Source organism: Rhodobacteraceae bacterium M382 (genome assembly GCA_025141015.1).
GTDB lineage: Bacteria > Pseudomonadota > Alphaproteobacteria > Rhodobacterales > Rhodobacteraceae > Aliisedimentitalea > Aliisedimentitalea scapharcae.
This window is the reverse complement of record CP081098.1, coordinates 2770099-2795262: the sequence shown is the minus strand read 5'-3', so window position 1 is coordinate 2795262 and position 25164 is coordinate 2770099. Positions and strand designations below refer to the sequence as shown.

At 58.4% G+C, this 25164-nt stretch carries 21 protein-coding genes; 11 read left to right on the top strand and 10 right to left on the bottom strand.

Features of this window, described 5'->3' with window-relative positions; all coding sequences use genetic code 11:
• The first annotated feature begins 3 nt into the window (after window positions 1-3).
• From K3727_13045 to K3727_13020, 6 genes are all read left to right on the top strand, one after another.
• Window positions 4-195 (top strand): twin-arginine translocation pathway signal protein, encoded by a 192-nt coding sequence (locus K3727_13045; protein ID UWQ89744.1) that lies wholly within the window; start codon window positions 4-6, stop codon window positions 193-195.
• 107 nt (window positions 196-302) lie between these two features.
• On the top strand, window positions 303-3197 hold the full coding sequence (locus K3727_13040) for a formate dehydrogenase subunit alpha (GenBank protein UWQ89743.1): 2895 nt from the start codon (window positions 303-305) through the stop codon (window positions 3195-3197).
• A gap of 12 nt (window positions 3198-3209) precedes the next feature.
• The gene (fdh3B, locus tag K3727_13035; protein UWQ89742.1) at window positions 3210-3803 is read left to right on the top strand and encodes a formate dehydrogenase FDH3 subunit beta; all 594 of its coding nucleotides are present in this window, start codon (window positions 3210-3212) and stop codon (window positions 3801-3803) included.
• 90 nt (window positions 3804-3893) lie between these two features.
• Window positions 3894-5093: a formate dehydrogenase subunit gamma gene (locus K3727_13030; protein ID UWQ89741.1), complete on the top strand. Its 1200-nt coding sequence runs from the start codon at window positions 3894-3896 to the stop codon at window positions 5091-5093.
• Between the two features lie 3 nt (window positions 5094-5096).
• Window positions 5097-6404, top strand: a complete 1308-nt coding sequence (locus K3727_13025) for a cytochrome C (protein UWQ89740.1) — start codon at window positions 5097-5099, stop codon at window positions 6402-6404.
• A 130-nt stretch (window positions 6405-6534) separates the two neighbouring features.
• On the top strand, window positions 6535-7881 hold the full coding sequence (locus K3727_13020) for a sigma-54 dependent transcriptional regulator (protein ID UWQ89739.1): 1347 nt from the start codon (window positions 6535-6537) through the stop codon (window positions 7879-7881).
• A 19-nt stretch (window positions 7882-7900) separates the two neighbouring features.
• On the opposite strand, the gene K3727_13015 is transcribed toward K3727_13020, so the two are convergent.
• The 4 genes from K3727_13015 to K3727_13000 form a co-directional block, all read right to left on the bottom strand.
• Window positions 7901-9856, bottom strand: coding sequence for a cache domain-containing protein (locus tag K3727_13015; protein ID UWQ89738.1), 1956 nt, complete (start codon window positions 9854-9856; stop codon window positions 7901-7903).
• Between the two features lie 136 nt (window positions 9857-9992).
• Window positions 9993-11813 (bottom strand): translational GTPase TypA, encoded by a 1821-nt coding sequence (gene typA / locus K3727_13010; protein UWQ89737.1) that lies wholly within the window; start codon window positions 11811-11813, stop codon window positions 9993-9995.
• A gap of 102 nt (window positions 11814-11915) precedes the next feature.
• Complete coding sequence (locus tag K3727_13005) at window positions 11916-12251, bottom strand: QacE family quaternary ammonium compound efflux SMR transporter (GenBank protein ID UWQ89736.1); 336 nt, start codon at window positions 12249-12251, stop codon at window positions 11916-11918.
• Window positions 12252-12399: 148 nt separating this feature from the next.
• Window positions 12400-13173, bottom strand: a complete 774-nt coding sequence (locus K3727_13000; GenBank protein ID UWQ89735.1) for a FadR family transcriptional regulator — start codon at window positions 13171-13173, stop codon at window positions 12400-12402.
• 333 nt (window positions 13174-13506) lie between these two features.
• Between K3727_13000 and dctP the strand changes: the two genes are divergently transcribed.
• From dctP to K3727_12975, 5 genes are all read left to right on the top strand, one after another.
• A complete protein-coding gene (dctP, locus tag K3727_12995; GenBank protein UWQ89734.1) occupies window positions 13507-14559 on the top strand; it encodes a TRAP transporter substrate-binding protein DctP in 1053 nt (350 codons plus the stop codon).
• Window positions 14560-14701: 142 nt separating this feature from the next.
• On the top strand, window positions 14702-16804 hold the full coding sequence (locus K3727_12990) for a TRAP transporter large permease subunit (GenBank protein ID UWQ89733.1): 2103 nt from the start codon (window positions 14702-14704) through the stop codon (window positions 16802-16804).
• Window positions 16805-16823: 19 nt separating this feature from the next.
• Window positions 16824-18506: a D-lactate dehydrogenase gene (gene dld / locus K3727_12985; protein ID UWQ89732.1), complete on the top strand. Its 1683-nt coding sequence runs from the start codon at window positions 16824-16826 to the stop codon at window positions 18504-18506.
• Between the two features lie 154 nt (window positions 18507-18660).
• The gene (locus K3727_12980) at window positions 18661-19365 is read left to right on the top strand and encodes an ABC transporter permease (GenBank protein ID UWQ89731.1); all 705 of its coding nucleotides are present in this window, start codon (window positions 18661-18663) and stop codon (window positions 19363-19365) included.
• Window positions 19362-20075, top strand: a complete 714-nt coding sequence (locus K3727_12975) for an ATP-binding cassette domain-containing protein (GenBank protein UWQ89730.1) — start codon at window positions 19362-19364, stop codon at window positions 20073-20075. The genes K3727_12980 and K3727_12975 overlap by 4 nt, the downstream gene beginning before the upstream one ends.
• Before the next feature lie 87 nt (window positions 20076-20162).
• On the opposite strand, the gene K3727_12970 is transcribed toward K3727_12975, so the two are convergent.
• The 6 genes from K3727_12970 to K3727_12945 form a co-directional block, all read right to left on the bottom strand.
• Window positions 20163-20360 carry a hypothetical protein gene (locus K3727_12970; protein ID UWQ93365.1) on the bottom strand — a complete coding sequence of 66 codons (198 nt, stop codon included), beginning with the start codon at window positions 20358-20360 and terminating at the stop codon, window positions 20163-20165.
• Between the two features lie 50 nt (window positions 20361-20410).
• Window positions 20411-21946, bottom strand: coding sequence for a nitrite reductase (locus tag K3727_12965; GenBank protein UWQ89729.1), 1536 nt, complete (start codon window positions 21944-21946; stop codon window positions 20411-20413).
• A gap of 76 nt (window positions 21947-22022) precedes the next feature.
• Window positions 22023-23237 (bottom strand): heme d1 biosynthesis radical SAM protein NirJ, encoded by a 1215-nt coding sequence (nirJ, locus tag K3727_12960; protein UWQ89728.1) that lies wholly within the window; start codon window positions 23235-23237, stop codon window positions 22023-22025.
• A gap of 5 nt (window positions 23238-23242) precedes the next feature.
• A complete protein-coding gene (locus K3727_12955; GenBank protein ID UWQ89727.1) occupies window positions 23243-23728 on the bottom strand; it encodes an Lrp/AsnC family transcriptional regulator in 486 nt (161 codons plus the stop codon).
• Entirely contained in the window at window positions 23725-24177 is a 453-nt protein-coding gene (locus K3727_12950) for an Lrp/AsnC family transcriptional regulator (protein UWQ89726.1), read from the bottom strand. Before K3727_12950 ends, K3727_12955 begins: the two co-directional genes overlap by 4 nt.
• The gene (locus K3727_12945; protein UWQ89725.1) at window positions 24174-25163 is read right to left on the bottom strand and encodes an AsnC family transcriptional regulator; all 990 of its coding nucleotides are present in this window, start codon (window positions 25161-25163) and stop codon (window positions 24174-24176) included. Before K3727_12945 ends, K3727_12950 begins: the two co-directional genes overlap by 4 nt.
• Window position 25164 lies beyond the last annotated feature (1 nt).

The following is a 25164-nucleotide window of genomic DNA, read 5'->3' as shown; positions in this document are numbered from 1 at the left end:
CACATGGCAAAGAAAAACGAGGAGGCGCAAAGCCGCCGCGATTTTCTGAAACTGGCTGCGACCACAGCGCCGGTTGCCGCCGTCGCGGTTGCGACGACGGGAACGACGGCCGAGGCCGCAGACCCCGACCTGTCATCGGAAAAGATGCAGGATACAGCGCATACCCGCGCCTATTACGACAGCGCCCGCTTCTGAAGCGGACATTGTCATTTGACCAAAGGCGACTGGTTGCGTGACGCCCGACTGCCTGCGGTTTTCGTTAACCTAGCCAGGCCCACACTTGGGCTGCGAGGGAGGAAAATATGCTTAGGAAAAAGACCAACGGGGTTGCGAGACGCCCCCAGCGGACAAGTATCCTGTCTGAGGTTGCGGAAAAATCCGTCGACCGCCGCGCGTTTTTGCGTGGCAGCGGACTGGCCATTGGGGGCCTGGCCGCGATCAGCGCCACCGGTGGAACGGTGACACAGGCCAACGCAGCATCCGCTGCTGCCGGGGCCGTCGAAGCGATTAAATCGGTCTGCACCCATTGTTCGGTTGGCTGTACTGTCGTGGCCGAAGTGCAAAACGGTGTCTGGATCGGGCAAGAGCCCGGCTGGGACAGCCCGTTCAATCTGGGGGCTCATTGCGCCAAAGGGGCCTCGGTACGCGAGCACGCCCATGGCGAACGCCGCCTGAAATACCCGATGAAGAAAGAAGGCGGGGAATGGAAGCGCATCAGCTGGGAACAGGCGATCAACGAGATCGGCGACGGCATGATGCAGATCCGCGACGAAAGCGGACCTGACAGCGTCTATTGGCTGGGTTCGGCCAAACACAACAACGAACAGGCCTATCTGTTCCGCAAATTCGCTGCCTATTGGGGCACGAACAACGTGGATCACCAGGCCCGGATCTGTCATTCGACCACAGTTGCCGGTGTTGCGAACACCTGGGGCTATGGTGCGATGACCAATTCGTACAATGACATCCACAACTCCAAGGCCATTTTCATCATTGGCGGCAACCCGGCCGAAGCGCACCCCGTTTCGCTGTTGCATGTGCTCAAGGCCAAGGAACAGAACAACGCGCCCTTGATCGTGTGTGACCCTCGGTTCACCCGCACGGCGGCCCATGCCGACGAATACGTACGGTTCCGTCCGGGTTCGGATGTGGCGCTGGTCTGGGGGATTCTCTATCATATCTTCGAAAACGGCTGGGAGGACAAAGAGTTCATCCGTACGCGCGTATGGGGGATGGATCAGATCCGCGAGGAGGTCCGCAAATGGACTCCCGAAGAGGTCGAACGTGTCACCGGCACACCCGGATCCCAGCTGAAACGTGTGGCCCGCACAATGGCCAACAACCGACCCGGAACCGTGATCTGGTGTATGGGCGGGACCCAGCACACCAATGGCAACAACAACACCCGCGCTTATTGCATCCTGCAGCTTGCTCTGGGCAACATGGGTGCCAGCGGTGGTGGTACCAACATCTTCCGCGGCCATGACAATGTGCAGGGCGCAACTGACCTGGGCGTTCTGTCCCACACCCTGCCAGGGTATTATGGCCTGTCCAAGGGAGCCTGGGCCCATTGGGCGCGCGTCTGGGAGGAAGACCCCGAATGGCTGGCCGGTCAGTTCGACAAGATTGTCGACAAGGACGGCAAGGACAAGAGCCTGCAGAATCTGACCGGTATCCCGGTGTCGCGCTGGATTGATGGTGTTCTGGAAGAAAAGGACAACATGGATCAGCCCAACAACGTGCGGGCCATGGTTCTTTGGGGACACGCGCCGAACTCGCAAACGCGCGGGCCAGAGATGAAGACCGCGATGGAAAAATTGGACATGCTGGTCGTGGTTGACCCGTATCCCACCGTTTCCGCCGTTTTGCATGATCGCACGGATGGCTGCTATCTGCTGCCGGCCTGTACCCAGTTCGAAACTCGGGGGTCTGTCACGGCATCAAACCGGTCGTTCCAGTGGCGCGACAAGGTCGTGGATCCGTTGTTTGAATCCAAAACCGACCACGAGATCATGGGGCTGTTCGCCAACAAGTTCGGCTGGGCGGACCGGTTCTTCCGCAATATCGAGATGGAGGATGAAAACACCCCCAATGTTGAGAGCGTAACCCGCGAATTCAACAAAGGATTGTGGACCATCGGTTATACCGGGCAATCGCCGGAGCGGCTGAAACTGCATATGGCGAACCAGCATACCTTTGATCGCACGACCTTGCAGGCCATTGGTGGTCCCGCAGATGGGGATTATTACGGCTTGCCATGGCCTTGCTGGGGCACGGCTGAAATGGGACATCCCGGAACGCCGAACCTCTATGACATGTCCAAACCCGTGTCCGAAGGTGGCCTGACCTTCCGCGCCCGATTTGGTGTGGAACGGGATGGGGACAACCTTTTGGCCGAAGGCGTCTATTCCGCGAATTCGGACATTCAGGATGGTTATCCCGAATTCACCATGCAGATGCTGATGGATCTGGGGTGGGACAGCGACCTGACCGACGCAGAACGCGCGTCGATCGACGCGGTGGCGGGTCCCAAGACCAACTGGAAAACCGACCTGTCCGGCGGCATCCAACGGGTGGCGATTCAGCACGAATGCGCGCCCTTCGGCAATGCCAAAGCCCGGGCCGTGGTGTGGACCTTCCCGGATCCGGTGCCGCTGCATCGCGAACCATTGTACACGCCGCGTCGTGATCTGGTTGAGGATTACCCGACATACGAGGACCGCAAGTTCTATCGTCTGCCGACCATGTATGCCTCGATCCAGAAGAACGATTTCTCCAAGGATTACCCGATCATTCTCACCTCCGGCCGTCTGGTCGAATACGAGGGTGGCGGCGAGGAGAGCCGTTCGAACCCGTGGCTGGCCGAATTGCAACAGGACATGTTTGTCGAAATCAATCCGCGGGACGCCAATAATCTGGGATTGCGGGACGGCGCACAGGTCTGGGTCGAAGGGCCCGAAGGCGGCAAGGTCAAAGTCATGGCGATGGTGACCGAACGGGTCGGCGAAGGCGTGGCCTTTATGCCGTTCCACTTTGGCGGCCATTTCCAGGGCAAGGATCTACGGGACAAATACCCGTCCGGTGCAGATCCATATGTGTTGGGGGAATCTTCGAACACCGCCCAGACCTATGGTTATGACTCTGTCACCCAGATGCAGGAGTCCAAGACGACCCTCTGCAAGATCTCAGCAGCATAAGGAGAAAGAGAAATGGCAAGATCCAAGTTCCTCTGTGACGCCGAACGCTGCATTGAATGCAACGCCTGCGTCACGGCCTGCAAGAACGAGCACGAAGTGCCGTGGGGCATCAACCGCCGTCGCGTGGTGACCCTGAACGACGGCAAACCGGGCGAACGTTCGCTGTCGGTGGCCTGTATGCATTGTTCCGATGCGCCCTGTATGGCGGTGTGTCCGGTCGACTGCTTCTATCAGAACGAAGAAGGCGTCGTCCTGCACTCCAAGGACCTGTGTATCGGCTGTGGCTATTGTTTCTATGCGTGCCCGTTTGGCGCGCCGCAATATCCGCAGGCGGGCAATTTTGGCAGCCGTGGCAAGATGGACAAATGCACCTTCTGTGCCGGTGGCCCCGAAGAAACCCATTCGACCGCCGAGTTCGCCAAATATGGACGCAACCGGATCGCGGAAGGCAAGTTGCCGATTTGCGCCGAGATGTGTTCGACCAAGGCGCTGTTGGCCGGGGATGGCGACGTTGTGTCCGCCATCTACCGCGAACGCGTGGTTGCCCGTGGCTTTGGCTCGGGTGCCTGGGGATGGGGCACCGCCTATGATCAGAAGGGCGGCTGACCGTCTCTGACACTGTACATCACGCGGTGGCCCGGTTTTCGGGCCACCAGTAGACCCCTGATGATCTGAATTAGAATTGGAGGTGGGCCCATGCTTCGCGTGGCACTCGCACTCGCCCTTTCGATCCTGCTTGGCCTGCCAGCACTGTCGCAGGAAACCCCCGATCGCAGCGCCACGGGTGGCGCTCAAACTCTTGAAGATATTTTGGCGCGTCAACGCGGCGAGACTGTTGATGACGGTTTCCGCCGTGAGAATACTGGAGATCCGTCCCGGGCACAGGCTCCGGTTCCGCAACTGGGCACGTTGGGCGGTCTTTCGGATCCCGAAATCTGGCGCGCCGTGCGCTATGGGTCGGCAGAGACCAATGTGTCCGCCGGGGGCACGGTCGCCACTGTCCTGATGCAGGATGGAGGCATGCGTTGGCTGAGTTGGCGTAGCGGTCAGCTGAGCCGGGTCGGGGCCTGGCTGTTGATCGGCACGCTTGGCGCGTTGGCCCTGTTTTTCCTGTTGCGTGGTCGGATCAGGATTGATGGAGACACGACCGGGCGAACTGTGACCCGGTTCAAGACCATTGAACGGTTTGGGCATTGGCTGTTGGCGGGATCGTTCATCCTGTTGGGAGTGACAGGGCTGTTTACCCTGTTTGGCCGAACCCTCATTGCGCCCTTAATGGGCAAGGAATTTAACGCAACGCTGCTGATTGCGTCCAAATGGGTGCACAACAATGTGGCCTGGGCCTTTATTCTGGGGCTGGTCATGATCTTTGTTATGTGGGTGGTGCACAATATTCCCAGCCGGTCAGACATCACATGGCTGCGCCAGTTCGGCGGGATCATTGGAAACAGCCATCCTCCGGCGAAAAAGTTCAATGCCGGGCAAAAGCTGATCTTCTGGTCGGTGATCCTTTTTGGCGGCTCTATTGCCGTTTCGGGGGTCTCTTTGTTGTTCCCCTACGAATTGCCGCTGTTTGCCAAGACGTTTTCAGCCTTGAACGGAATGGGGGTCACATCCTTGCCGGTGCTCGGAGAGCTGCCGACGCAACTGTCACCGCAAGAAGAGATGCAATATGCCCAAGGATGGCACGCCATCATGGCGTTCGTGCTGATGGCCATCATTCTGGCCCATATCTATATCGGTTCGGTCGGGATGGAAGGTGCCTATGACGCCATGGGCAGTGGTGAGGTGGACGAAGCCTGGGCCGAACAGCATCATTCGATCTGGCTGGCCGAGATGAAGGAAACCGGTGCCAAGGACACGACCAACACCAGCGAGACCGCTCCGGCGGAATAACCGATGCGGTTTGGTCTGGGTCTGATATCTCTTGTCACCTTGATGATTGCGCCAGGCCTGCTGGCGGCCCAGGACTTTACAACTCTCAAGGGGCATGGTGGCCCAATCAAGGGACTGGACGTGGCGCGGGACGGGCAGGTGGCTTCGGCCAGCTTTGACAATTCGGTGGGGCTGTGGGTCGGGCGAAAACCGGTCTGGCTCGACGGACATGACGCGGCTGTCAACACAGTTGCGTTTCTGGACGACGGGCGGTTGGTGTCCGGGGGAGATGATTTTGCCGTGCGATTGTGGGACGGAAAGACCAGCCACCTGCTGGGGCGCCACAAGGGCAAGGTGATGGCGGTCACAGTGTCCCCTGACCAGTCGCTGATCGCCACGGCCAGCTGGGATGGATCGGTCGGCTTGTGGTCGTTGACTGGGGGGGATCCAGAGGCACTTTACCCACCTGACGCGGGCATCAATGATGTGGTGTTCTCTCCTGACGGGGCGCAGATCTATGTCGCGACGACCAAGGGAGCGGTCCTGCGGTATGACATGTCAGAGCCATCCGCCCCATTTCCGCTGGTGAGACACGGGTTTGGCGTCAACACGCTGATCCTGTCCCCGTCGGGCAATTGGTTGGCCTATGGGGCGGTGGATGGCGGCACCCGGATCGTGAATGCCCACAGCGGCGAAGCCATCGCGGATTTTACGCTGGACCGGAAACCGATCCTTGCCATGGCCCATGATCCGCAGAACGCCGCGTTGGCCGTTGCGGACGGGCATGGCTACATCATGACCGTGAACACCGATGACTGGAAGATCCGGGGCGATTTCCGCGCAACCCGCCAAGGGCCGGTCTGGGCCTTGGCGTTTTCTCCCGATGGCGCGCTGGTCTATGCCGGGGGGCTGGATGATGTGATCTATGCATGGCCCGTGGCGCTGATGGACCAGCTGAACCCGGCCCAGGGCCAGGACCGAACGTTCCTGCGGGACGCCGCAGAGATGAGCAATGGAGAGCGTCAGTTCATGCGAAAATGTTCGATCTGTCATGCGCTGGAGCCCAGCAATTCGCGCAAGGCGGGGCCGACATTGTTCGGCGTGTTGGGGCGCAAGGCCGGAACCGTGCCCGGTTATTCCTATTCCAGAACCTTGTCGGGGTCGAAAATCGTCTGGGATGAAACCACAATTGATCAGCTGTTCCATCAGGGCCCGGACCATTTTGTCCCGGGGTCCAAGATGCCGATGCAGGTGATTGCCAGATCCCGCGATCGTCAGGATCTGATCGACTATCTGAAAGCGCGAACCCATAACAAGGAACCGAACAAATGAAAGCGATGTTGACCAGCTTTGCAGCAATCGTTCTAATCGCGATAGCAGCCAATTTTGGATTGGAGAGGGCCGGGTTCTCTGCACAGGATGTGCACTCGGGCACCGCGGTCAGGTTGGATTAAGGCACCAGATGCAAACCGCAACGATCAATGAATATGGCGACAGCCTGGCAAATGCTTCGATTCTGGTGGTCGATGACGAACCAGGGATGCGCAATTTTCTATCCAAGATCCTGAGCCCGCGCTGCAAACGGGTTGAACAGGCCGCATCTGCAGCCGAAGCCACCAGCAAGCTGGACGGGGCCTATTTTGACCTGGTGATCCTCGACAATATCATGCCGCGCAAGACAGGGTTGGACTGGTTGCATGAACAGCGCTTTGTCGGGTTGTTTTCCGAAACCATCCTGATGACGGCCTATGCCGACCTGGAAACCGCAATCAAGGCGGTGCAGACCGGGGTGGCCGATTTTGTACTAAAGCCATTTCGCGCCAATCAGATTCTGAACGCTGCGGCGCGGGCGCTGGACCGGCAGAACCTGCGGCGCGAAAACTACCTGCTCAAACATGAACTGGAAGGGGAAGGGGGCCTGGGGCGCGGGCGCCTGTTGGGCAGTTCTGTTGCTATCTGCGAAGTGCGCGACCTTTTGGAGCGGATCGCCCCTCATCCAACACCGGTGTTGTTCACGGGGGCCACCGGCACCGGCAAGGAGGTGGCCGCGCGCACCCTGCATTCGATGTCAGACCGGGCTGGTAAACCGTTTGTCGCGGTCAATTGCGCGACGATTTCGCCGGATCGCATTGCGCATGAGCTGTTCGGTTTGATTGATAATTCGGACAATCGCCGTGATGGGCTGTTCCTGCACGCCGAAGGCGGCACTCTGTTTCTGGATGAAATCGTGCAGATGCCTGAACAAGTCCAGGCTGCATTGTTGCGCGTGCTCGAAGATCACCGGGTCCGCCCGGTTGGTGCGGAACGTGATATTCCGTTGAACCTGAGATTCCTGTTCGCGACCAACGCGAATTTGGAAAAGGTGGTCGCGCAGGGGGAATTCCGGGCGGATCTCTTTCATCGGATCAATGTGTTGACCGTCGATATGCCGCCGCTCAGAACCCGATCCGAAGATATCGTCGAATTGGCGTCATTGTTCATTCAACAGTTTTCGCGAACCCTGGGGTTGCCGGCACTGGAACTGAACGAAGAAGTCCTGATGAAATTCACCCGGTATGAATGGCCGGGGAATGTCAGAGAGTTGAAGAACCTGATCGAACGATCTGTAATATTGGGGGAATTTCCGGACAAGTTTTCAGGGGATGGGCAGATCACCGGCAGTCGCGCGGTTGAATCCCTGGACCTGGTCATGCAGCGACACATCATGCACATTTTGGATCAATGCAATGGGAACCGCGCAGAAGCGGCCCGCCGATTGGGTGTATCACGCAAGACTGTGGACCGGAAATGCGCGACCTGGAACGTGTGATACGCCCCGCATAACGGGTTCAGTCCACCAGCACTTCGGGCAGCCAGATTGAAAACGCGGCACCGCCGCTGTCACGGTTGCGGGCGCGGATGTGGCCGCCTTCGCGTCGGATCAGCGTTTGGCTGATCGACAGGCCGAGCCCCGTTCCCTCTGCCGGCTTTGTGGTGAAAAACGGGTCGAACAGATTGTCGAGATTGTCGTCCGGAATACCGGGGCCGGTGTCGCCAATACAGAGACAGGCACCGGCCTGTCCCTTGTCTTCTGTCTGAGACAAAGACACCGACAGCACGCCGTCATTTCCCATGGCCTGGGCCGCGTTGACCAAAAGATTAACGATGACCTGCTGCAACTCTCCGGGGTTGATCCGGACCAGTGGTGCTTTTTTTAGGTCGGTTTCGACGATGATATTTGTCTGGGACAGAACATGTTCAACCAAAACCAGGCAATCCTTGACCACCAAAGCGATATCGACGCTTTCTTCGTAGGTGCCAAATTCCGTCGGACGGGCGAATTGCAACAGCTTGTCCACGATGGTCGAAATCCGTTGGACCTGGCGATCCACCAGGTTGAGTTCGGTTTCGACGTCGCGGGCGCGTTCGTTCAATGTCAGCCGGATCACGTCCACATTTCCTTGAATGACGGCGACAGGGTTGTTGATTTCATGGGCGACGCCAGCCGTGATTTCTCCGATCGAGGCCAATTTTTCGGACATCACCAGTTGCTTGAATGTCTCTTCCAGTTTTTGATTGGCCTGTTTCAGCTCTGCTGTTCGGTTTTCAACGCGTTCGTTCAGCTCGTCGGCCCAGGCGCGCAGGGCCTGGTCGCGTTCTTGAACCTGATCCAGCAATGTGTCGAGATGGCGAGCGACATGGCCGATCTCGTCTCGGGCCTGTATGTCGCCATTGCGTGCCGCCAGATCGCCACGTTCAACCCGCGACATGGTTTGGATCATCTTTTCCAGCGGCGAAAAGATGCCTTTGGCCATGCGCAGGAAAAACGGTACGGACAGGGCCAACAGGGCCAGAACGGCAATCAGAAGCGCCCAATAGGCTTCGCGCTTGACGGCAACAAAAGGGGCCTCGAGAAATCCGACATACAACATGCCGACCCGATCCCCAAAGCTGTCGGTGATCGGCAGATAGCCCGAGATATACCAATCATTTACCACAAAAGCCCGATTCAACCATTTCTGGCCCTGGTCCAGAACCGCTCCGCGCACCACCGCAGACACGCGCGTTCCCAACGCGCGGACGTCTTCAAACAGGCGCACATTGGTCGAGACGCGCACATCGTCCAGAAACAGGGTCGCGGTGCCCTGACGGTCACCGCCGGTGGCGGCGTTCAGATAGACAAGTGAGTTGATGGTGTCGATGAAATCGAGGTTCCGGTTCAACAGGATCCCTCCGATCAGAACGCCCAGGCTGCCTGCCGGACCAACCGGGCTGGCCGTATGAACCACCATGCCGCGTTCTTCGATGGTGCGATCCGTGGGCACTGCGGCAACTGTTTCAATCAATGGGACACGGGCACGCAGGGCCAGATCCGCCGAGATCGCAGACAGATCCTGAGGCGAGAACAGATCGATCTCCGAGGCCAGTTTGCCGGTTCGTGCCGATTGCACAACGGGCCATCTGCCGATCGCATCCGGTTGGGCCGTGGGGGACAGGTAATAGAGAAAGTCCAGTTCCAGCGTGTTTTGCTTTTGCTTCAGGAACTGGTCGAACTCTGCCCGGTCGGCGTGCAGCTGATCCAGAAACGCCGCCGAATCCGCCACCCCTTGGACATCCGCGCCGGTGCGCATCAGGATCTGCCCCAGATATTGTTCAGCGATGCGCAGATCGCTTTCGACATTGGCGATCAGGATGTCGTCGTATTCCGCGGTCCAGCGCGTCAGACCCAGCAACAGCATCAGTGGCAAGAGGACCACCAATGGCAGCAGAGCAAGGATCAACAGGCGCAGACGGACTGATTTCAACCGGGGTTCCCAATCAAGCAAGTTGCTGAACACCCCATTATGCATATCAGGTTTCGATTGCATACAGCCCAACGAAAACGCCCGGACCCTGAGGGGCCCGGGCGTTGCCTATCGGATTGTCGATGGACAGACGGTATCAGCCGTCGGCGCGGGCCATCCGCTTGCGTTCATGCGGGTCCAGATAGCGTTTGCGCAGGCGCACGTTGTTGGGCGTCACTTCGACCAGTTCGTCGTCGTTGATATAGGCAATCGCCTCTTCCAGCGACAGGGTCATTGGTGTGGTCAGACGCACCGCATCGTCGGTGCCAGAGGCGCGCACGTTGGTCAGCTTCTTGCCTTTCAACGGGTTCACTTCCAGATCGTTGTTCCGCGAATGTTCGCCGATGATCATACCGGTATAAACGTCGGCCTGGGCACCGATCATCATCTTGCCGCGCTCTTCGAGGTTCCACAATGCAAAGGCAACGGATGTGCCGTTTTCCATCGAGATCAGAACACCCGAACGACGGCCCGGAATGGACCCTTTGTGTGGGGCCCAGCCGTGGAATACGCGGTTCAACACGCCAGTACCGCGGGTATCGGTCAGGAATTCACCGTGATACCCAATCAGGCCGCGCGACGGCACGTGGGCGATGATGCGGGTTTTACCAGCACCGGCGGGTTTCATTTCGACCAGCTCGCCCTTGCGGTGGCCGGTGATCTTTTCGATCACGGCACCAGAGTATTCGTCGTCCACGTCAATGGTGGCTTCTTCGATTGGCTCCATACGGACACCGTTTTCTTCGCGGAACAGAACCTGCGGGCGCGAAATCGACAGTTCGAACCCTTCGCGGCGCATGTTTTCGATCAGAACGCCCATCTGCAATTCGCCGCGACCGGCAACTTCAAACGCGTCACCGCCGGGTGTGTCGGTGATTTTGATTGCGACGTTGGATTCGGCCTCTTTCATCAGGCGGTCACGAATGACGCGGGACTGAACCTTTTTGCCGTCACGACCGGCCAGGGGGCTGTCGTTGATGCCAAAGGTCACTGTGATGGTGGGCGGATCAATCGGCTGGGCGTCCAGCGCGTCGTCAACGGCCAACGCACAGATGGTGTCCGCCACGGTGGCCTTGGACATGCCGGCAATGGATACGATGTCACCGGCCTGGGCTTCTTCGATGTCCTGGGTGCTCAATCCGCGGAACGCCTGGATTTTGGTCACGCGGAACTGTTCGATCTTTTGGCCGATGCGGGACAGGGCCTGCACGGTTGCGCCGACCTTGAGCTTGCCGCTTTCGACGCGGCCGGTCAGGATGCGGCCCACAAACGGGTCGCTGCCCAATGTGGTGGCCAGCATGCGGAAATCGTCATCCTGTTTCTTGATCTGGCGCGGTTCGGGAACATGGTTCACGATCAGGTTGAACAGCGCGTGCAAATCCTTGCGCGGACCATTCAGGTCAGCGTCAGCCCAGCCATTACGACCCGACGCATACATATGCGGGAAATCCAGCTGATCATCATTGGCACCAAGGTTGGCAAACAGGTCAAAACATTCGTCCAGCGCACGATCGGGTTCTGCGTCGGGTTTGTCGACCTTGTTCAGGACCACGATGGGGCGCAGACCCAGAGCCAGAGCCTTGGAGGTCACGAATTTGGTCTGGGGCATCGGGCCTTCGGCTGCGTCCACCAGCAGAACAACACCGTCTACCATCGACAGGATACGTTCGACTTCGCCGCCAAAATCGGCGTGGCCGGGGGTGTCAACGATATTGATCCGGGTGCCTTTCCATTCCACCGACGTCGGTTTGGCGAAAATGGTAATGCCGCGTTCGCGTTCCAGATCGTTGCTGTCCATGGCCCGTTCAGTGGTGGCCTGGTTTTCGCGGTAGGTACCGGATTGTTTCAGCAGTTCGTCAACCAGAGTTGTTTTTCCGTGGTCAACATGAGCGATGATCGCAATATTGCGCAGGTCCATGTGGAAAGCCTTTTCAAGGGAGTTGCCGCGCGCATAGCCCGTTGCTCTGGTGAAGGCCAGAGAAAATGCATCTTTGCGGCATTAATGGCGGATTTTGGGGCTCTAGTGGGTCGAACTGTTGGAAAACAGGTGTATCACCAGAATGCCCAGAACGATCATGACCATGCCCAGAACGGCCGGCAGGTCCAGCTTTTGTCCGAAGACGACAAAACCGATGGCTGCGATCAGGACAATCCCCAGCCCGGACCAGATGGCATAAACAATTCCCACCGGCATCAGCTTGAGCGTCAAACCCATCATGTAGAACGAAAACGCATAGGCCACGATGACAATCAGCGATGGCCCCAGCCGAGAGAATTGTTGGCTGGCCTGCAAGGCCGTGGTGCCAATGGTTTCGGCAGCAACAGCAATGAAAAGATACAGGTATTGTACCGGCATGGGCGGCCTCTCCACAATTGAATGGGCCTGTCAGGGGACGGGCGTTGTACCCGAGTAGCGGAAATTTTCCTGTGGCGACAGTCCCAGATGCGTCACCTGTGCGGCATCCGGCGGCCATACTTCTGTAATCACAGTGTACGACGTTGGGTCAGAAAGACAGTTTACGCCGTTTTGCAGCCCGTGCCTCTCGTTCCAATTGTTCCTGACCCTTGCGGAATGAGTTTTCGACAAAATCCATATGAACGCGGGCAGCAGTTTCCGCCCGGCCCGGATCTCCATTCAGGATCGCATCGGCAATTTCAATATGCTGATCCAGCAGCGCCTTGCCCGTGCCATCCATGGTGCGCAGGAATTCACGGTTATAAAAGACGCCCTGGCGCGTCAGATCATAGATCGAAGCCATCATGTGGATGAGCGTGGTGTTCTGGCTGGCATCGACGACCGCGACGTGCAGGCGTAAATCGGCCTCTTGGCTCGCGTCTGAATCATCCTGTTCCCAGGCCACCTGCATGTCGCGAATGATTTCGCGGATCCGGTCCTTGTCGGATTGTGTGGCCCGGTCGGCTGCCATGCGGGCGGCAAAGGCTTCTTGTTCGCGCCGGTATTCGAGATAGTCGTAGAACGCATTGCCATGGCGCGCGTATAGCGACAACAGAGCGGGGGACATGGCCCGACCGGTCAGCTGCGCGACAAAGCTGCCTTCGCCATGGCGCACATGGATCAGCCCGCGTTCCTCCAGAATCTGCAGGGCTTCGCGCAATTTGGGGCGGGACACGCCCATGGCATCGGACAGTTCCCGTTCCGAGGGGAGCTTGCGCCCCTCCTTGAGGATGCCGTCAACGATCATCGATTCGATTTGATCGACCACCGCGATGGCCACTGATTCGTGTCCGACGGGGTCGAATGGGCTGGTGTCGGTCATCGGTTTTGGGCCTTTTGGTTCGCGCGACAATTTTTTGGTCGTCTTTTTATTTTACCACTGCATAGCTGCATTGCAAGCAGGGAATACCCAGAACTACGTAGAGAGTGGGTTGAACTAATCTTATGTTAAAAAACAAAACTTCCGAAAATCGGGAAATATTTCCTGAAATTTCCGTTCTGAGAATATGCGAGAATTTGATCCAGTGAATGACATTGGTGGTAAATAAAGTTGTTGACCGAAATTCGTGGTCAACAATATTTACCAAGCATACCACGCAATGTGGTGCCCAAGACGGCCGTGGGGACGGCTGACACGCACTCTGGAGGAGATGACATGAAAAAGACCCTGACCACATTGGCCGTTGCCGCGTCGCTGTTGACCGCACCGGCTGCCATGGCCGCAGACAAGATGCTGCTGAAAACCCCGATCGCGTTTTCCACGTCGCTGCCGGGTCTGGGTTCGCCCATTCCGCGGGTGGCCGAACAGTTGGATCTGATGTCGGGTGGCACACTAAAAATGAAGGTGTATGAACCGGGCAAACTGGTTCCGCCGTTTGAAATCCTGGATGCTGTGTCTTCGGGCAAGATCAACTCGGGCTATACCACTGCCGGATATTGGGCGGGCAAAATCCCGGCCGCACCGCTGTTTTCCGCCGTGCCGTTTGGCCCCGAGGCGGGCGAATACATGGCGTGGCTGTATTACGGCAACGGGATGAGCCTGTATCAGGAGATGTATGATCAGGCCGGGTACAATGTGCATGTTTTGCCCTGTGCCGTGATTGCCCCGGAAACGTCGGGTTGGTTCGCCAAGGAAATCAACAGCCCCGATGACCTGCAGGGTCTGAAAATGCGCTTCTTTGGTCTGGGCGGCAAAGTGATGCAGAAACTGGGCGTGGCCACGTCGCTGCTGCCTGGTGGTGAAATTTTCCCTGCGCTGGAAAAAGGCGCAATTGACGCCACTGAATTCTCGATGCCCGCAATCGACGCGCGTCTGGGCTTTCACAAGCTGGTCAAATTCAACTACTTCCCCGGCTGGCACCAGCAGGCGACCGTGTTTGAACTGCTGGTGAACAAGGACGTTTGGAACGGTGCATCCGAACAGCACCGTGCCATCATCGAAAATGCCTGCAAGGCGTCGATGACTGACAGCTTTGCCGAAGGCGAAGCGATCCAGCACGCCGCCCTGATCGACAACGTTGAAAACAACGGTGTGCAGATCAAACAGTGGAACGACGAAATGCTCGCCACGTTCCGCAGCACCTGGGACGACGTTGCCGCCGAAGAGGCCGCCAACAACGAATTCTTTGCCAAGGTTCTGGGTGACATGAATGGCTTCCGCGACGGGTATGCCGTGTGGAAAGAAAACGCCTTCCTCCCGCGCAAGTAATTTCACTTGCGCCGCGGACAGGGGCGGCCAGTCCACCCCGGCTGCCCCTGTCCCTTTGCTGATTTTCGACATTTTCCAAATTTGCCGCGGGCACGTTTTCGCCCCCCACGAGCCGCACTGCCAGGACCCTGAGGAGGAGAAAATGGCCGATAATACCCACCCCCGCGACGCTGGACTTGACCGGACGCAGAACCGGGCATCGGACGATCCGATCGAAGTTTACGAACACATTCTTGAACATGACGATCAGGACCGGCAGACCGTTGCCGTTGCGCTGGACAAAACCGTCAAAGGCATCGGCAATGTCGTCATGTGGGCCAATTTGCTGCTGGTGGCGGCCATCGTGTCCCAGGTGTCGATGCGATATCTGTTGAACCAGAACTATCCCAAGCTGGACGAAATCCAGTGGCATTTCTACGGGCTGGTCACGATGATCGGCATTTCCTATGCGCTGGTCACGGACAGCCATGTCCGTGTTGACCTGTTGCATATGCAGCTGTCGCGTCGCGCACAGCGGATCATCGAAGTGATCGGAATTCTGGCTTTGATTGTCCCGTTCATCTATCTGATGATTGATCAGGGGTATGACTATTTCTACGAAAGCTGGCGGGTGAACGAACGCTCCAGCAGCCCCACCGGCCTGCCAGCCCGCTGGGCGCTCAAGGCCGTGATCCCGATCAGCTTTGTCTTGCTGGCTTTGGCAGCTTTGGCGCGCTTGATCCATGATGGCCACGCCTTGTTTACCAATCTCGCCGAAGAGCGCGAGGGCAAGGGCCTGCGCCTGATCGTCTGGGCGCTGCTGGGCTTTGGTGTGGTGGCCGTGGCGCTGACCTTCCTGGTGCACAGCACCGAGGAAAAGCTGGTCATTGCGATGTTCCTGACATTCATCGCGTTGTTGTTCACCGGGTTCCCGGTGGCCTGGACGCTGGCCGGTGTTGGGGTCGCCTATTGTGGGCTGGCCTATCTGTTCGACAACGGCATGATGAACTGGACCGGGTTGGAAGAGACGCTGACCGGTCTTGATTACCTGACGCTGGGCGCGGTGGTGAACCGGGTTTATGCCACCATGTCCAATGCGGTTCTGGTGGCGTTGCCGATGTTCATTTTCATGGGGCTGATGCTGGATGAATCCGGAGTGGCCGAACGGCTGATGACATCCATGCAACGGCTGTTTGGCACGGTGCGCGGTGGTTTGGCGATCACCGTTACCATGATCGGCATCATTCTGGCCGCCTCGACCGGCATTATCGGTGCCTCCGTGGTGCTGTTGGGCGTGCTGTCGCTGCCGTCGATGATGGAACAGAAATATTCGCCATCGTTGGCAGCCGGTGTTGTATCGGCCTCGGGCACATTGGGTATCCTGATCCCACCGTCGATCATGTTGGTGATCATGGCGGATCAGATGGCGCTGTCCGTTGGTGATCTGTTCATGGCTGCGGTATTCCCGGGCATCATCATCGGGGCGCTGTATCTGACCTATATCTTTGTTATCGCCCTGATCAAACGCGATGTGGCCCCTGTGCCTGCCGGTGCGAAACGCCCGGATTGGAACGCGGTCAAGGACGTGTTGATCGCGGTGCTGCCGACGCTGGGTCTGATCCTGGCGGTTCTGGGGTCGATCTTTGCCGGTGTGACCACACCGACCGAAGCCTCGGGCGTGGGGGCATTGGGCGCGACGGTTCTGGCGCTAGGGTATCGCAAGCTGACGCTGGCCAAACTGGTCAATGTGCTCAAGGCGACGTTCAACACCACGGCCTATATCTTTGCCATTTTCCTGGGGGCGACGGTGTTCTCCTATGTTCTACGTGAATTGGGTGGGGATGCGTTGATCGAAGATATGATCGGTGGCACTGGGTTTGGTGCCACGGGCACCGTGATCATGATCCTGTTCATCGTCTTCCTTCTGGGGTTTGTGCTGGACTGGATTGAAATCACTTTGATCGTGCTGCCGCTGATGCGCCCGATCGTGAACGGGTTGGGGTTGGATATTCCTGGTTTTGGTGCCATCGACGAACCTGCGCTGGTGTGGTTTGTGATCCTGGTGGCCGTGACGTTACAGACGTCGTTCCTGACGCCGCCGGTGGGGTTCGCGCTGTTCTATCTCAAGGGCGTCTGTCCACCTGAGATCAGGTTGACCGACATCTACAAAGGCATCATCCCGTTTGTGATCCTGCAGCTGACCGGTCTGGCCTTTGTGTTCCTGTGGCCAGCGCTTGCAACCTGGCTGCCGTCAGTGGCTTACTAAGCCAGAGGAGACAGAGCCCATGACCGATCAGGATCTTGTCCGCCAGCTGCGCAGCATTGTGGGGTCGCGCCACACGCTGACTGGTGCCAAACAGACGCTACGTTTTCGCAAGGGTTTTCGCTCGGGCGAGGGGGAAGCGCTGGCCGTTGTTCAGCCTGCCACACTCACGGAGCAATGGCGCGTGCTGCAGGCCTGTGTCGCGGCGGACAAGATTGTGATCATGCAGGCGGCCAACACCGGGTTGACCGAAGGATCAACGCCCAAAGACCGCTATGACCGCGACGTGGTGTTGATCAACACACAGCGGATGGATCAGTTGCAGCTGATCAATGACGGAAAACAGGTTGTCGGCTTTCCCGGCTCGACCCTGTTTGCGCTGGAAAAGCTGTTGGCCCCCATCGGGCGGCAACCGCATTCGGTGATTGGGTCCTCTTGTATTGGGGCGTCCATCGTGGGGGGCGTGTGCAATAATTCCGGCGGGTCTTTGGTCGAACGCGGGCCGTCCTATACCGAACTTTCCCTGTTCGCCAGGATCACGACGGACGGCACATTGGAACTGGTCAACCATCTGGGTATCACCCTGGGCACCACCCCCGAAGAGATCCTGTCTCGGCTGGAGGCGGGCGACTATGGCCCACAGGACATCGAAACCGACAACCGCAAGGCGTCTTCGTCGGACTATGCCCAGCGGGTGCGCGATGTGGATGCACCCAGCCCGGCGCGGTTCAATGCCGACAAGTCGCGTCTGTACGAAGCAGCGGGCTGTGCGGGGAAGCTGGCGGTGTTTGCCGTTCGGCTGGACACCTATCCGGTCAACGAGGACGAGCGCACATTCTATATCGGGACCGGGGACACCGGCGCGCTAAGCGAGCTGCGCCGTCGCATCCTGTCCGGATTTCAGACCCTGCCGGTCAGTGCCGAATACCTGCATCGGGACGTGTTCGACATTTCCGATACCTACGGCAAGGACACAATGGTGATGATCGACAAGCTGGGCACAGACCGGCTGCCGATGTTCTTTGCCATGAAGGGTGCCATGGATGCGCGGCTGGCCGGTATTCCGGGGATGGCCCGGTTTACGGACCGTTTCATGCAGTTCGTGTCTCGGCTGTGGCCCGACATCCTGCCACGCCGGATGCGCCAATATCGTCAGGAGCATCCGCATCATTTGATCCTGAAGATGCGCGATGGCGGCATAGACGAGGCCCGGACTTTGCTAAGTGAATTGGCCGGGCAGGGCGCATTGGCGTTTTTTGAATGCGATGCGCGCGAGGCCAAAATAGCGGGTTTGTTGCGTTTTGCTGCTGCCGGTGCGGCGGTGCGCTATATGGCTGTCCACAAAAAACAGGTCGAGGACATCATTGCTCTGGACATCGCGCTGCGCCGCAATGACCGCGATTGGTTCGAGGATCTGCCAACCGAGATATCCAATCAGCTGGTCGGCAGGCTGTATTACGGCCATTTCATGTGCCATGTGTTGCATCAGGACTATATCGTCAAAAAAGGCTGTGATCCCAAGGCGCTCAAGGCTGCGATGCTCGCGCTGCTGGACAAACGCGGTGCAGAATATCCGGCCGAACATAATGTCGGTCATCTCTATGCCGCCAAACCCGATCTGGCCGACTTTTACCAGTCCATCGACCCCACCAATTCCATGAACCCCGGCATTGGCAAGATGTCGCGTAACCGGAATTACACCTGACAGCGGCGGTTTCCGGGGCAAAAACACCGCCAGACCCGCCAAAGTGACGCAGACGGGCCGCGACCCGGTGGTTTTTGGGCTTCCCTGATCGCATCAGACGTGGTTTTTCCGAGTATACCCGGAACAAATTTGCGCGCGCGAGGGCAAAAAGACGATGTTGGATCTGTGGGACGGCGTGTCCCAGGCTTTCTTTTTGCTGAAATCGCTGGATTCGGATCTGGTCGAAATCACTTTGCGTTCCCTTCAGGTGACGCTGAGCGCGCTGGCCATCGCATCAGCTATTGCCTTGCCGTTTGGTGCATTGTTGGCGGTGCGCCGGTTCCGGTTCCGCCGCACCACGATTGCCGTGCTGAACGCGCTGATGGGGCTGCCGCCGGTCGTTGTCGGGCTGGTGGTTTATGTCTTTCTCAGCCGCTCGGGCCCGTTTGGGGTGTTGGGGTTGTTGTATACGCCAACAGCAATGATCATTGCGCAGGTGATCATTATCGTTCCGCTGATCGCATCAATCGCCCATCAGTCGCTGCGCGAGCTGTGGTCGGACTACCATGACCTGCTGATCTCCATGCACACGACCTATTTCCAACGGATCAAGGCGCTGTTGTGGGATGGGCGTCGTGCTTTGCTGACCGCTTCGCTTGCCGGGTTTGGCCGCGCCATTGGCGAAGTCGGGGCCATCATGGTGGTGGGCGGCAATATTGACCACGTGACCCGGGTGCTGACCACGGCCATTGCGCTGGAAACCGGCAAGGGCGATTTTGGTCTGGCGCTGGCCCTGGGGTTCATCCTGATTGGAATGGCCATTGCGGTGAACCTTGCGATCCATTGGTTGACGCGCACAGAACAGGAGGGCCGGTGGTGAGCGGTCTGTTTCCCCTGATCGCCAAGGACGCGGTGGTGCGTCGCCGGGGCAAGGTCCTGGTCGGTCCCGTTGATCTGACTCTCCAAGCAGAGGGGGTCACGGCAGTGATCGGGCCCAATGGCGCAGGCAAGACCACGTTGTTGCGGATGCTGCACGGTATTGCCCGTTTGTCGGCGGGGTCAGTGCGATGGAATTGCCCTCCAGACGCGGCCCAGCAGAGACAAGCGTTTGTGTTTCAGACCCCGGTAATGATGCGCCGTTCGGTGCGCGACAACATTGCCTATCCATTGCAATTGATCGGTATCCCCAAAAAACAGGCCCGCGCCCGGGCCGAAGAGTGGGCCGAACGGGTCGGTCTGCAGTATGCCATGGCCCGTTCGGCGCTGATGCTGTCAGGGGGAGAGCGTCAGAAGCTGGCGCTGGCGCGGGCGTTGATCCGGGCACCGGATGTGTTGTTTCTGGACGAACCCTGTGCGGCGCTGGACGGGCGCGCGACGCGCGAGATCGAAGAGATTTTGCTGGGCGCAGCTGCGGCAGGAACGCGGTTGATCATGTCGACGCACAACATGGGGCAGGCACGGCGGCTGGCCAGCGAGGTTGCTTTTGTGCTGAATGGGCGGATCCATGAATTCAGCGCGGCTGGGGATTTCTTTGATGGGCCGCGCAGGCCGCAGGCAGATGCGTTTCTGCGCGGCGATATTGTGGAATGATGTGCGCTGTGCCTGCAGTCTGGGCAACGGGGGACGCTGTCCCCCGGACCCCCTGAGGTATTTGGAACCAGAAAGAAACAGACGGGCTCAATCGATATGGCCGTCCGCCTGATCCATCAGCTCGCGAGCCCAACGGCCAAACAGCCAACCTGCGGGAACACCCAGCGGGATGGACCAAACCAGCGCTGTGATCGGATCGATGGCCGCGTAGCCGCTGATATGGCTGATCAACCCGATGAAGTAGAGGTTGATCGCCACGGTGCCAGCGGCAAAGGGGTACATCATGACCGACAATTTCCACACCGGCCAACGCCCTGAGGTGTCATTCTTTTTGGTCAATGGCTGGTTCCTTCGGAAAAGGTGATCTTGTTCCAGACGTTGTATTTCCCGGATGGTTTGCGCATCGGCAGGCGGCGGACCTCTTCCAGGGTTGTGGCGTCATAGATGATCACCGCACCGTCATCTTCCCAGATCGACACCAAAGCGTATGAACCATCGCGGGTGAATTCCACATGGGCCACGGTTTTGCCCGGTGCCGGGCGCAGGGTCTTGACGATTTCAAGGCTCTGCTTGTCGATCACATGCATGGCGTCCTTGTTGGGGCCAAAGAACACATCAACCCAGACATAAGGGGTTTTTTCGTGGCTGCGCATGAAAAAACCGGGGCCTTCGGTTTCGATCCGTTTGACGGTTTCCCAGGTTTTCATGTCGATCACCGATACCACACCATCGGTCAGATGCGGTGTGGCCATGACGGTGGAGTCGCCGTATTTCCAGGTGATGCCAGATCCCAGGTGCGGCATGCCGGGCAGATCCAGATCGGCGATCTTGTGGCCGATCACCAAGTCGATGACCTGACCGCCCTTGCCGTCGCGGCTGGCTCCCATGACGTATTCATAGGTCTGATCAAAGAAGAAATCGTCGAGGTAATCCGGTGTTGTGATTTTCCGCACCGGGAAGGGATCGGGATTCTTGATCGGGCCTTCGATGCGGTAATCATGCGCAAACCCAAACTGAGGTGGGTTTTTGCCATAAAAGACTTCCCAGATCTCGGGCACGTCTTTGAGCGCGAGAACAAAGCTTTCGCGGGGGGGGGCCTGATAGACGGCTGAAACGCGGCTCGGGATGCCCTTTTTTCCCTTGATCTCGACAACCTTCGCCACCGACAGGTCGTCGGTCGACAGGATGGTGAGCGTATTGGGCAGATAGTTGGCGATGGCCACCCATTTACCATCGCTGGACATGGCGATATTTCGGCTGTTCAGGCCGGCGCGGATGCGGCCCACCTGCTTCAGGGACCAGATGTCGTATTTCTGTACCCATCCATCGCGCGACATGATGAAAACATAGCGCCCGGTAGGGTCAAACTTGGGGCCCCCATGCACGGCAAATGGCGTGGCAAAGCGGTCCAGTACTTCAAACGTATCGCCATCCAGAACCGAAACATGATGATCGCCGGTTTCCACGGCCAGCGTGATGTTCATCGGGTCCGAAGACCAGACTGGCGCGTCCGCGGCGACATAGTCCGCGTCCAGGGTGCGGCTGGCCATGATCTCGGCTTCGCCCCAGGCCGGGACCTGGGCCAGTGGGGTTTTAAGATAGTTGGCCAGTTCTGCCACGGCCCCGTCATCCAGGTTTTCGGAGAACCCCGGCATCTGTGTGGCCACGCGACCGTCCCGGATCACGGCTTCGACCTTGGGGCCGCGCATGCGTTTCAATGTCTGGGGGATCAGGGCTGGCCCGACACCGCCCAAACGGTTGGCACCATGACAATCAGCGCAGAACTCGGTGTAATGCGCTGATGGGTCGGCCATGGCGCTGTTTGCGACAAAGAACAGCCCGAGCGTGATAGCGGAACCTGCTCTTTTCATCTTGCTCAAGAAACTCCCGCCGGAGGCTCCCTCACGTGCCACTGGCGCAGGTGTTGCAGCTCTATCTACCATCGTATCAAAAGAATTTATGCGCCGGGTCATGGCTTTTTCCTCGAAAGGGGGTCACGATCAGGCGTTCACTGCCTTCAACGCCGATCTCGTCATCGCCGAGATAGCAGGCCGGGTCCTCGGCCCAGGGATCCCCGGTCACCTGCAGGGCACGAATGCGGGTATTGCCTCCGCACACGTCCTGCAATTTGCAGACGCCACAGCGCCCTTTGAGCGGGCGGGGGCGGGTGCGCAGCATTGCCAGCATCGGATCGTCGCCTGTCCAAAGTTCGGAAAATGGTGTCTGTTTCACGTTGCCGACGGTGTAATCAGACCAATAGGTATCAGGATGTACCCGGCCCAAGTTGTCGATATTGGCCACGCCCAATCCGCTGGAGTTCCCCCCCCAGGCAGACAGGTGATCGCGCACATGGGCGACTTTGTCTGCGTCAAACCGCTCGGCGGCCCATTGCAGGAAATAACCGGCGTCGGCGTCATTATTGCCGGTGACGATGTCCAATTGTTTGCCGCCCGATGCCGCCTCCCAGGCGCGTTCAAGCAGCAGATCCTGACCCCAGCGGGTCATCTGGTGTTCGGCGTCTTCACCGCGGTTCTTGTCGCCGCGCCCGGCATAGACCAGATGCGAGAGATAAAATTTGTCGACCCCTTCGTCATCACACAGTTTCAGAAGATCAGGCAGGCAATGTTTGGTGCCTTCGGTCAGGCAAAAGCGCAAGCCCACCTTGATACCACGTTTTTTGCATTCGCGCACACCGCGCAACGCATCGCCAAAGGCACCATCGACACCGCGGAACCAATCGTTGGTCTCGCCAATACCGTCCAGCGAGATACCCACATAATTGAACCCGATGTCGGCGATCTTGTCGGCGTTTTCACCATGGATCTTTGTGCCATTTGTCGACAGGGCCAGCATCCGAACCAATTTGCGTGCGCGGGTGGCGATGGTGTGCCAATCGTCGCGGTCCAATGGCTCGCCACCCGACAGGATGAGGGCCGGTACATTGAAGTCTCCCAGATCCTCGAGCGTGGTCATCGCCTGGTCGTGGGACAGTTCGCCGGGGAATTTGACATCTGCCGACACGGTATAACAATGGCGGCATTTCAGATTGCACTGGCGGGTCAGATTCCAGATGACGACGGGTTTGACAGGGCCGGACCCACGGCGGGTGCGTACCGGGGTCGGATCGACCAGCTGGTGCATGTATTCGGTGAGGCGGAACATAGGTCTCAGCCTTTCTTGCGCAGGCGCAGCCCGGTCTTTTTCAGGATGCGCGTGGAATAAAGAATGTCGCTGCTTTTACAGGCTTCGCCCAGCAGCGCTTTGATCTGCTCCCGTTTTTCTTCGACTTCGGCAGGTGAGCTGCCGTGCACCATGGCAAACAGATTATAGGGCCAATCGGGCAGGGCGCGGGGGCGTTCATAGCAATGGGTGACAAAGGGCAGGGCCCCGATCTTGGCCCCAAGTTTGGCAATCTGGTCGTCGGCGACATTCCAGACGGTCATGCCGTTTGACGTCATGCCCAGTTTGTAGTGATTGGGCGCGGCGGCGATGCGACGGATAACACCAGATTGCTTCATCGCGTCGATACGGGCGACAAGATCGGCTTCGGGCATATCCAACCGTCCGGCAATTTCTGCAAAAGGTGCGGACACCAATGGCAGACCGCTCTGGAGCGCTTCGATGATCTCGCGGTCTGAAATTTCCGTTGTCATGCTGCGACCCTGAACCCGATGAAAAATTCCTGAAGTTTGGGGAAACGGAGGACTGGGACCCCCGTTTCCCGTTCGATTGCATCGGCGCTTTCCCCGATCCCCTCAGGCGTTTCGGTTGCCAGGACGAACCACATGTTCAGCCGGTGCGTGCGTTCATAGTTATGCGCCACCTCCGGGTGGGCATTGACTTTGGTCAGGACATCTTCGAACTGATCGGCTGGGACCGCCATGGCACACAGGCAAAATGCGCCCCCCATTGCAGCGGCGTCAAAGAAGGGACCAAACCGGGTAATCACCCGATTTTCCTTCATTCGGTTGAGCCGAAACAACAGGTCGGCTTCGGTCAGTCCCAGTTCCTGTGCAACGACGGCATAAGGATCTGAAACCAATGGGAGATCATCTTGCATCCGGTTCAGAATCAAACGGTCGGTGGTATCGATCTGTGTCATGCCGCGACCTCTCGTTGGGTGATCATTGCGCCGGTCTGTTTGAAGCACCGGGTTGAAAACAGAACCTTGTGTTCAACATCCGCCAGTTCGGGCAGCGTGGTGGCATTTTGCAAAGTTGCAAGAGCCTCGGAGCGTGAACGCGCGTGGATCATCGAATACAACCGATAGGGCCAATGCCCCTCGACCGGGCGGCGTTCATAACACAGCGACACGCCAGGATGCGCGGCCAGCGCTGGTCCGGCCAGGTCGATCTGGTCCGGCGACAGATTCCAGACCACCATGGCATTGGCCGACCAACCCAGCGCCCGATGACGCACGATGACCCCAAGACGCGAGATGATCGCAGCCCGGGTCAGGATGTCGATCCGATGCATCACTTCGGTGACGTCGCGGTTCAGTTGTGCGGCAATTTCTGCAAAAGGTTCAGACGTGATCGGCAATCCCCGGGTCAGCACCTGCAACACTTGTTTGTCACCCGGTTGCATGACGCTGGTATCAGCTGTGCGGGGTTTGGGAACGACGCGGGTGTCGCCGCGCATACAGAACCCCAGATCCACATTGAACGGCCGGACCAACCGCAGGTCCATGACCTTCAACCCGGTGCGTCGTTCAATGCGGGCCAACGTGGCCTCGACATGATCGGTGTCCGGGCCGGTGGCAACAAACCACAGGTTCCAGTGGTCTTCGCGCAGGTAATTGTGATTCACTCCGGGCTCCGCGTCGATCAATGCCGCGATCTCTTCGATCTGTTCGGGCGGTGCGGCCACGGCAGCCAGAGTGCTGGCCGAAACGGTTCCGGGCGTGATCGTGGCCCCAACGCGGGTGATGCGTCCGGATTTACGCATCCGCGACAGGCGGGTGATCACTTCGTCTTCGGTGATATCCACCGCGCGGCCCAGCGTGGCAAAGGGACGGTCGACAAGCGGAAAGTCCCGCTGCCAGTCATTCAACAGCGCCTGATCAATCGGGTCGGTTACGTGGTGCATG